This window comes from Micrococcus sp. HSID17227, from assembly GCF_003989405.1.
GTDB lineage: Bacteria > Actinomycetota > Actinomycetes > Actinomycetales > Micrococcaceae > Micrococcus > Micrococcus luteus.
In genome coordinates, this window is the sequence record NZ_RBLN01000070.1 from 1 (window position 1) to 9,080 (window position 9,080).

Genomic DNA, 9,080 nt, shown 5'->3' on the forward strand with positions numbered 1-9,080 from the left:
GCGAAGGCACTCTTGCCCTACACTGCGCTCTTCCGATCTCGGTCTGGACGGATCGTTCGGCGGAGGACGCATGAGCGGCGCGGGATACGAGGTCTTCGCTCTCCTCCAGGTGGCCCTCCTGGCCTGCCTCGCGGCGGGCGGGGCGCTCGGCGCCCTGGTGCGCCGGCGCCTGACCGACCGGCTCGGCCCCCGGGGTCTGCTCACCGCCAACACGACGGCGGCCCTGCTCCTCGGCGTCACCGTCGGCCTGGCCGTGCCGGAGCTGGTGTACGCCTCCGGGGGCGGGGGCGACGGGCAGGGGCTCGTGCTCGTCGCGGCGGTGTCGGCCGTGGTGTCCGGGTTCTGCCTCGCCCTGGGGACGTGGTCCACCGTGGCCGCTGAGGCGGCTGACGCCGTGCTCGCCCGTCGATGGGGCACAGCCGCCCGCCTGTGGGCCGCGCATCTGGGTCTGGGGCTGGTGGCCGTCGTCGTCGGCTGGGGCGCCGGCCTGGGCCTGCACGCGGTCCTGGCCGGCTGAGGGGCGGGCCGCCGCAAACCGGTCGCGGACACGAGGAAGGCCCCGGAATCGGGGTGATTCCGGGGCCTTCCCGTGGTGGTGAGTGGAGCCGGCGGGAATTGAACCCGCGTCCGATGAGGTGTTGCCAGGTCTTCTCCGGGCGCAGTCTGCTGTGGGTGTTGCTCGGTCCTGGCCGTCCCGCAGACGGGCGGCCAACCCGGACCCAGCCGGATTGATGTCGGCGTCACGACCCCCGGCGAGGGTGACGCCCAGTGGCTATCTAGCTGACGCCACGATCCGAGGCGACAGCGACCTCGGGGTGACGGACTCGATCACTGATCAGGCAGCGAGAGCGAAGTCAGTGCGCTTGGATTCGGCACTTATTGGTTTGCAGAGAGCGTTTGACGAGATGACTCTGCATCCTCGGCCCGCTTCTCCCGACGCGACACACACCGTCGAAACCGATCGGCCCCATGGGGGCGACTCCTCTATGAGGTTGTCAATCACCACTGCAGGCGGAGGGCGCGAGGCCCGCCGGTCCTGAAACCGGCCCTGCGAGAGATACAACGTAGCACGCCCCCCGGGCATTCCCAAGGGGCCTGCCGCGCTCAGGCCACGCCGGCGCGCCGGTTGCGCATCCGCATGGCCCGCTGGGCCTCGCGGTTGTCCTGCTGCTCGCGCAGCTTGTGCCGCTTGTCGTATTCGCGGTTGCCGCGCGCGACGCCGATCTCCACCTTCACGCGCCCGTTCAGGAAGTACAGGGACAGCGGCACGATGGTCAGGCCCGGATCCTGGATCTGGCGGGAGATCTTCGTCAGCTCGGCGCGGTGCAGCAGCAGCTTGCGGCGGCGGCGGGCGGCGTGGTTGGTCCACGAGCCGTTGAGGTACTCCGGGATGTAGACCTGCTCGAGCCACAGCTCGTCCCGGTAGAAGACCGCGAAGCCGTCCACGAGCGAGGCCTTGCCCTCGCGCAGCGACTTCACCTCGGTGCCGGTGAGCACCATGCCGGCCTCGTACGTGTCGAGGATGGTGTAGTCGTGGCGCGCCTTCTTGTTGTTGGCGATCACCTGGCGCTCGCCGGGGGCCGGCTGCTTGGCGGCCTTGCCCTTGCTGTTCTTGCCCATGGCCTCACGTCCTTCCAGCGTCCACGGCGACGGCCGCGCCCCGATCAGGGCGCGGCCGTCCAGTCTATCCCGTGCCGGTCCGATGCCCGCCGAGGCGGTGCGCCGGGGCCGCGGGGCGGCGTCGTCGGCTCAGTCCAGCGACGCGCCGGTGAGCGCGCGGACCTGCTCCTCGGTGACGCCGGGCGCGGTCTCCACGAGCGCCAGGCGGGGCTGTTCCGGGGTGCCGACGACGTCGATGACGGCCAGGTCCGTGATGATGCGGTCGACGACGGCGCGGCCGGTCAGCGGCAGGGTGCACTGGTCGACGATCTTGGGGGTGCCGTCCTTGGACACGTGGTCCATCATGACGATCACGCGGCCGGCGCCGTGGACGAGGTCCATCGCACCGCCCATGCCCTTGACCATCTTGCCGGGCACCATCCAGTTGGCCAGGTCGCCCGCGGCGGAGACCTCCATGCCGCCCAGGACGGCGACGTCGATCTTGCCGCCGCGGATCATGCCGAAGCTCAGCGCGGAGTCGAAGAAGGACGCCCCCGGGTTCACGGTGACGGTCTCCTTGCCCGCGTTGATCAGGTCCGGGTCCACGGCGTCCTCCGTGGGGTACGGGCCCGTGCCGAGGATGCCGTTCTCGGACTGCAGCACCACGGACCGCCCGGCGGGGATGTGGTTGGGGATCAGCGTGGGCATGCCGATGCCGAGGTTGACGTAGGCGCCGTCCGGCAGCTCCTGCGCGGCGCGGGCCGCCATCTGGTCGCGGCTCAGGCCCTGGGGACGCCCGGTGGTCTGCTCGCTCATGCCTGCTCCTCCCCCGACGCGCGCACGGTGCGCTTCTCGATCCGCTTCTCGATGTCCGTGCCGACCTCCACGATCCGGTGCACGAAGACGCCGGGCAGGTGCACGTCATCCGGGTCGATCTCGCCGGGCTCGACGAGCTCCTCCACCTGGGCGATGCACACGCGGCCGGCCATGGCCGCGGGCGGGCCGAACTGGCGGGTGGCCTTGCGGAACACGAGGTTGCCGTGGCGGTCGCCCTTCCACGCGTGCACGAGGGAGAAGTCGGTGACGATGGAGCGTTCGAGCACATAGGTCTCGGGCTCGTCCGGGGTCTGGCTGAGGTAGCCCTCGCCGAGCACGAACGTGTCCGTGGGCTTGGCCTGCGAGGACTTCACCACGGTGCCGTCCGCGTCGTAGCGCATGGGCAGGCCGCCTTCGGCCACCTGGGTGCCGACGCCGGAGCGGGTGTAGAACGCCGGGATGCCGGCGCCGCCGGCGCGGAGCTTCTCCGCGAGGGTGCCCTGCGGGACGAGCTCCACCTCGAGCTCGCCCTCGAGGTACTGGCGGGCGAACTCCTTGTTCTCCCCCACATAGGAGGAGGTCATCTTCCGCAGCCGGCGCGCGCCGAGCAGGATGCCCAGGCCCCAGCCGTCCACGCCGCAGTTGTTGGAGACGACGGACAGGTCCGTGGCGCCCTGCTCGAGCAGGGCCTCGATGAGCTGCACGGGGTTGCCGGAGAGCCCGAAGCCGCCGACGGCCAGGGACGCGCCGTCCGGCACGTCCGCCACCGCCTCGGCGGGCGTGGCCACGGTCTTGTCGAGAGCCATGTCCGGGGTCCTTTCTGTCAGGGGCGGTCTGTCAGCGGAAGAGGATCAGGGCCTCGCCCTGGCCGCCGCCGCCGCAGAGCGAGACGGCCGCGCGGCCGCCGTCGCGCCGGTCGAGCTCGAGGGCGGCGTGCAGGGCCAGCCGGGCGCCGGAGGCGCCGATCGGGTGGCCCAGGGCGATGGCGCCGCCGTGGATGTTGGTCTTCTCGTGCGGGTAGCCGAGGTCGCGCAGGGACTGCACGGCCACCGCGCCGAACGCCTCGTTGATCTCGATGAAGTCGAGGTCGGCCACGTCCCAGCCCTGCTTCCGCACGGCGGCGTTGATCGCGTCCGAGGGCTGGGAGTGCAGCTGCGAGCTGTCCGGGCCGGCGGTCTGGCCGGGTGCGCCCACCGTGGCGAGGATCGTCAGGCCCTTCTCCTCGGCGAAGGCCCGCGAGGTCACCACGAGGGCGGCGGCGCCGTCGGACAGGGGCGAGGAGTTGCCGGCCGTGATGGTGCCGTCCTTCGCGAACGCCGGGCGCAGGGCGCCCAGCGACTCGGCGGTCGTGTCCGGGCGGACCCCTTCGTCCTGGGAGACGACCAGCGGGTCGCCCTTGCGCTGCGGGATCTCCACCGGGGCGATCTCGCCCTCGAAGACGCCCTCGGATTGGGCCCGGGCGGCCCGCTGGTGCGAGGCCGCGGCGACCTCGTCCTGCTCGGCGCGGGCGATGTTCCGCTCGCCGTTGCCGGACTCGGTCAGCTCGCCCATGGCCTCGTGGCTCAGGGAGTCGGTGAGGCCGTCCCACGCGACGGCGTCGAGCATGGTGGCCGGGCCGTACTTGAAGCCCGTGCGCGCGCCGGGCAGCAGGTGCGGGGCGTTGGTCATGGACTCCTGACCGCCGGCCACCACCACGTCCGCCTCGCCGAGGCGGATGAGACGGGCGGCGTCGATCACGGCGGTGAGGCCGGACAGGCACACCTTGTTGATCGTCATGGCCGGGACGTTCCACGGGATGCCCGCGGCGAGCGCGGACTGGCGGGCCGGGTTCTGGCCCGCGCCGGCCTGCACGACCTGGCCCATGTAGACCATGTCCACGTCCTCGGGGGCCACGCCGGCGCGCTCGAGCGCGTGCGTGATCGCGTGGGCGCCCAGGTCCACGGCGCGCAGGTCGGCCTGCTGCGAGAGCAGCCGGGTGAAGGGCGTGCGGGCACCGCCCACGATCACGGCATCGGTGGGCTGAGGCTGGGGCAGCTCGGCGGTCATGCGGTCCTCCTGGGACGTTCAACTCGGTTCATCACGATTCACTCAAATGCAGTCTATGACCCCGGTCACAGGCGCGCCAGGGAGCGACGCGTCTGTGACGGCGCGCCGCGGCACAGGGACCACGACGGCCCGCACCCGCAGCGCGCGGGTGCGGGCCGTCGTCGGGACGTCCGGGGGTCGGGCCGGAGCCTCAGAGGCCCTGGCCGGTGGGCGAGACGAGGATCTTCACGGCCGTCTCGTTGTGGTGGATGAGGGTCTCGAAGCCCTGGTCGACCAGGTCGTCGAGGCCGATCTTGCCGGTGATGAACGGCGCGAGGTCCACGGCGCCGTCCTCGACCATGCGGATGGTGTCCGCGTGGTCGTTCGCGTACGCGATGGTGCCGCGCAGGTCGATCTCCTTCATCACCAGCTTGTGCAGGGCCACGGCGGGCTCGTGGCCCCAGATGGACTCGTTGACGATCACCCCGCCGGGACGGACCGCGTCCAGCAGCATGTCCAGCACCACGTCCACCGAGGTGCACTCGAAGCCCACGTCCGCGCCCTGGCCGTCGTGCAGCTCGCGGATCTTCGCGGGCACGTCCACCTCGCGGGGGTCGAATGCCTCGTCTACCACGCCGGCCTCGAGCACCTTCTGGCGGCGCAGCTCCGAGAGCTCGGAGACGTACACCGTCAGGCCCTTGCCCTTGAGCACGGCCGCCGTGAGCGCGCCGATGGGGCCGGCGCCACCGATCACTGCCACGCCCGACGTCGGAGAGCCGGCCCTCACCCACGCGTGGTGGGCCACGGAGAGCGGCTCGATGAGCGCGGCCTGGTCGAGAGGCACGGAGTCGGCCACCGGGTGGACCCAGCGGCGCTGCACCGCGATCTGCTCGGCCAGTCCGCCGCCGTCGCCGCCCAGGCCGATGAAGTTCATGTCCGGCGCGAGGTTGTAGTCCGGTCGGTCCCGGTCCTCCTCGCGCACGATGTACGGCTCCACGACGACCTTCTGGCCGACCTCGAGGTCCGTGACGCCCTCGCCCAGGGCGGCGACGGTGCCGGACATCTCGTGGCCGAGCGTGACGGGGGCGGCGTCGCCGGAGATCGGGTGCGGGTGCCCGGCCGGCGGGATGAAGATCGGGCCCTCGAGGTACTCGTGCAGGTCCGTGCCGCAGATGCCGCACCACGCGACGTCCACGAGGACCTGCCCCGGGCCGGCCGTGGGCGAGTCGATCTCCTCGATGCGGATGTCCTTCTTGCCGTGCCAACGGGCGGCGCGCATGGTCATGCTGGTCGACCTCCTGGGTGGGAATGGAGTCTGGTGCCGGACCGGCGCGCGGGGGCGCCTGCCCGGTGCTTCGAGCATCCCACCGGGCCGGTCTCCCGGGCCAGGCCCGAGGCCCCTGCGGGGGCTTGAACGGCGACGCCGGCCGGCGCCTCACTGCGGAGGTGCGGGCCGGCGTCGTGGTGGCCTGGGCGGCGGGGCCGCGCCGTGGGGCTCAGTCCTCCTGGGCGGCCTTGACCTGCTCGGCGCGCCAGCGGATCCCGGCGTCCACGAAATCGTCGATGTGGCCGTCGAACACGGAGGAGGGGTTGCCCTCCTCGTGGCCCGTGCGCAGGTCCTTGACCATCTGGTACGGGTTCAGCACGTAGGAGCGCATCTGGTCGCCCCAGGACGCCTTGACGTCGCCGGCCATCTCCTTCTTCTTCGCGTCCTCCTCGGCCTTGCGCAGCAGCAGCAGACGGGACTGGAGCACGCGCAGGGCGGCGGCACGGTTCTGGATCTGCGACTTCTCGTTCTGCATGGACACGACGATGCCGGTGGGCAGGTGCGTCATGCGGACGGCGGAGTCCGTGGTGTTCACGGACTGGCCGCCGGGGCCCGAGGAGCGGAACACGTCCACCTTGATCTCGGACTCGGGGATCTCGATGGAGTCGTCCGACTCGATCAGCGGCACCACCTCGACCGCCGCGAAGGACGTCTGGCGGCGGCCCTGGTTGTCGAAGGGGCTGATGCGCACGAGGCGGTGCGTGCCGGCCTCCACGGAGAGGGTGCCGAACGCGTAGGGCGCGTTGACCTCGAAGGTGACGGACTTCAGGCCGGCCTCCTCCGCGTAGGAGGTGTCCATGACCTTGGTGGACCAGCCGCGCTGCTCGGCCCAGCGCAGGTACATGCGCATGAGGGTCTCGGCGAAGTCGGCCGCGTCCACGCCGCCGGCGCCCGCGCGGATGGTCACGACGGCGTCGCGCTGGTCGTACTCGCCGCTGAGCAGCGTGACGACCTCGAGTTCCTCCAGGGCCTTGCGGATGGAGGTCAGCTCCTGGTTCGCGTCGTCGAGGAGGGAGGGCTCGTCCTCCTCCGCGGCGAGCTCGACCATGGTCTCCAGGTCCTCGATGCGGCTCTCCAGGGAGGTGATGCGCTTGAGGTCCGTCTGACGGTGGGAGAGCTTGGAGGTGACCTTCTGGGCCTCCTCCGGGTCGTCCCAGAGGTCCGGTGCGGAGGCCTGCTGCTCCAGTTCGGCGATGTCCGCCTTGATGCGGTCGAGGTCCGAGACCTGCTCGATGGAGGCCAGGGTGTGGCGCAGGGAGTCGATCTCCGCAGAGAAGTCAGTATCAGCCATGATTCGGCCAGCCTACCGCGTGGGGTGGACGCCGGTCGCGGCCGGTGACGACGAGTCGACCCGGGCCGGGACCCGCGCGACTTCTAGGAGCAGCGGTGCGGTTCGGGCAGGCGGGTCGCCGGGGGCCACCGGCCCACCGTCGCCGTCCGGTCAGCGGAGGCGCAGGCGCTGGCCCGGGTGGATCTCGGTGCTCAGCGTGGCGCCGTTCAGGCTGAGCAGCTGGGTGACCGGGACGCCCGTGGCGCGGGACACCGCGTACCAGCCCTGGCCGGGGAGCACGGTGTAGGTGGCCGGCGTCGTCGTGGTGGAGGTGGCGGGCAGCAGCAGGGTCTGGCCGACGCGGATCATGTGCGGATCGGAGATCTTGTTGAGGGTGGCCAGCGCCTGCCAGCCGCCGGTGACCCCGTAGCGGGTGGCGATGAGGCTCAGGGTGTCGCCGGCCTGGACCGTGACGGTCCGGGGTGTCGTGGACCGCAGCACCGGCGCGGTGTCCACGGCGAGGCGGACCAGACGCGCGTAGACGCTCGCACCCTGCCCGCGGGGGTGGATGCGGTCCTCGCGGAAGTCCGTCACATAGGCCGAGGCCCGCTTCCAGTCCGCCACCACCACGCGGCTGGGGTAGGTGGCGGCGAGGTTGCGCATCGCCGTGTTGGTGGACGTCTCCCAGGCGACCGGTCCGGAGGCCGTGACCAGCACGAGTGTGCGTCCGGTCCCGACGAGGTCCATCGCCCGGCGAACCTGGGTGGCCGTGGCACCGCCGTCGTTCACACCGAGGCCGAGCACGACGACGTCACCGAGGCGGCCGGCCTGCTTGAGCTCGGCCAGGCGTGTCAGGCCCTGGGCGAAGGTGCGGCCCTCGCGGGCGTCGATGGTCAGCCCCGGCATTTCGAGGTTCATCAGGGACGCCGCGCCGAGGGCGATGGAGTCGCCGACCACGGTCACCCGGCGACCGGCCGAGGAGGGGGCCATCGGCCCGGAGTAGGGGGTGCCGGTGCGCGAGGTGGCCGGCAGGTGCTTCGAAACGGCCGGAAGGACGAGGGGCTGGCCGGCGCGGATCGCGGTGCTGGTCGTGGCGCCGTTGGCACGGAGCAGGTCCGCGAGTTCGACCCCCACGCGTGGGGCGATGTACGCCCACGTGTCCCCAGACTGGGCCAGGTAGGTGCCCGGCGCGAGCCCGGTGGTCGCGGTGGTGGTCGTCGTCCCTGAGGCGGAGGTGACTGCCGGGGCGGCCGGGGCCGCGGAGACCAGGGCGGCGACGACGAGGACGGAGGCGCCGAGGCGCGTGCCGAGGGTGGAGCGGTTCATGCGGGGCTTTCAGGCGGGGAGGACGGGCTTCCGCAGGACTGACCACTCGAGATGTGCGTCACACCGGGTGCGGTCAGATCATTGTATGGCGCGCGGGACGTCTCGACGCGTTGCCCGCTTCGGAGGGGCACCCATGCCCGGTCGGCGGCGGGCACGCGGTCAGTGGTGGGAGGGCTGGGCGGCCACGGTCGCGTGCCAGCGGCGGATGGCTGCCGCGACGGCCTCGGGCTCGGCGACGTGCGGCCAGTGGCCCGGGCCGACGTCGACGACGGTGGCGTGCTGAGTGACCGCGTCCAGGTCCCGCTGGTGGACGTCCCGGGTGCTGCGCACGTACAGCGTCGGGACGGTGAGGGAGGACCACAGGGCACGGGTGTCCGCGGCAAGGACGGCGGCCCAGAGCTCGCGCATCGAATGGTCCGGCGTGGCGTCCAGGTCGGCCAGGATCCGCTCGTGCCACGGCTCCGGGACGAGGAGGTCCCGCGCGAGCGAGGCGCGGAGCACGCTCCGCCAGTCCGGGCGGGCGGCGAGGCGGGCCTTCGCCGCCCGGGCGGCCAGGGCGGGGTCCGTCACCGGGACGTTCGAGTCGATGACCACGAGGGCGCGGGGTCGCACCAGCCCGTCGGCGACGGCGCGCAGCGCGATGACCCCGCCCGTGCTGTGGCCGATCAGCAGCCCCGGCACGGGGCCGGCCTGCGCCGCCCAGGTGTGGGCGGCGTC

Annotated in this window: 9 protein-coding genes and 1 other RNA gene; 1 reads left to right on the forward strand and 9 read right to left on the reverse strand. The window is 72.2% G+C overall.

The features are described 5' to 3' along the window. The first annotated feature begins 70 nt into the window (after positions 1 to 70). The gene (locus D8M29_RS05490; protein WP_060974331.1) at positions 71 to 517 is read left to right on the forward strand and encodes a CrcB family protein; all 447 of its coding nucleotides are present in this window, start codon (positions 71 to 73) and stop codon (positions 515 to 517) included. A gap of 80 nt (positions 518 to 597) precedes the next feature. Here D8M29_RS05490 and ssrA read toward each other — a convergent pair. The 9 genes from ssrA to D8M29_RS05535 all read right to left on the reverse strand — a co-directional run. Next, positions 598 to 969, reverse strand: a transfer-messenger RNA (tmRNA) gene (ssrA, locus tag D8M29_RS05495). Between the two features lie 135 nt (positions 970 to 1,104). Beyond that, positions 1,105 to 1,620, reverse strand: coding sequence for an SsrA-binding protein SmpB (smpB, locus tag D8M29_RS05500; protein ID WP_044659238.1), 516 nt, complete (start codon positions 1,618 to 1,620; stop codon positions 1,105 to 1,107). 129 nt (positions 1,621 to 1,749) lie between these two features. Beyond that, a complete protein-coding gene (locus tag D8M29_RS05505) occupies positions 1,750 to 2,415 on the reverse strand; it encodes a CoA transferase subunit B (RefSeq protein WP_060974330.1) in 666 nt (221 codons plus the stop codon). Beyond that, positions 2,412 to 3,221 (reverse strand): CoA transferase subunit A, encoded by an 810-nt coding sequence (locus D8M29_RS05510; RefSeq protein WP_060974329.1) that lies wholly within the window; start codon positions 3,219 to 3,221, stop codon positions 2,412 to 2,414. The genes D8M29_RS05505 and D8M29_RS05510 overlap by 4 nt, the downstream gene beginning before the upstream one ends. A gap of 31 nt (positions 3,222 to 3,252) precedes the next feature. Then, a complete protein-coding gene (locus tag D8M29_RS05515; RefSeq protein ID WP_060974328.1) occupies positions 3,253 to 4,461 on the reverse strand; it encodes an acetyl-CoA C-acetyltransferase in 1,209 nt (402 codons plus the stop codon). Positions 4,462 to 4,651: 190 nt separating this feature from the next. Beyond that, positions 4,652 to 5,719 carry a 2,3-butanediol dehydrogenase gene (locus tag D8M29_RS05520; RefSeq protein WP_041104337.1) on the reverse strand — a complete coding sequence of 356 codons (1,068 nt, stop codon included), beginning with the start codon at positions 5,717 to 5,719 and terminating at the stop codon, positions 4,652 to 4,654. A gap of 217 nt (positions 5,720 to 5,936) precedes the next feature. Continuing rightward, positions 5,937 to 7,058 carry a peptide chain release factor 2 gene (gene prfB, locus D8M29_RS05525; protein WP_049147200.1) on the reverse strand — a complete coding sequence of 374 codons (1,122 nt, stop codon included), beginning with the start codon at positions 7,056 to 7,058 and terminating at the stop codon, positions 5,937 to 5,939. Positions 7,059 to 7,208: 150 nt separating this feature from the next. Continuing rightward, entirely contained in the window at positions 7,209 to 8,363 is a 1,155-nt protein-coding gene (locus D8M29_RS05530) for a LysM peptidoglycan-binding domain-containing protein (protein ID WP_060974327.1), read from the reverse strand. Between the two features lie 159 nt (positions 8,364 to 8,522). Continuing rightward, the coding region (locus tag D8M29_RS05535; RefSeq protein ID WP_148111525.1) for an alpha/beta fold hydrolase at positions 8,523 to 9,080 on the reverse strand (558 nt) is incomplete at its 5' end.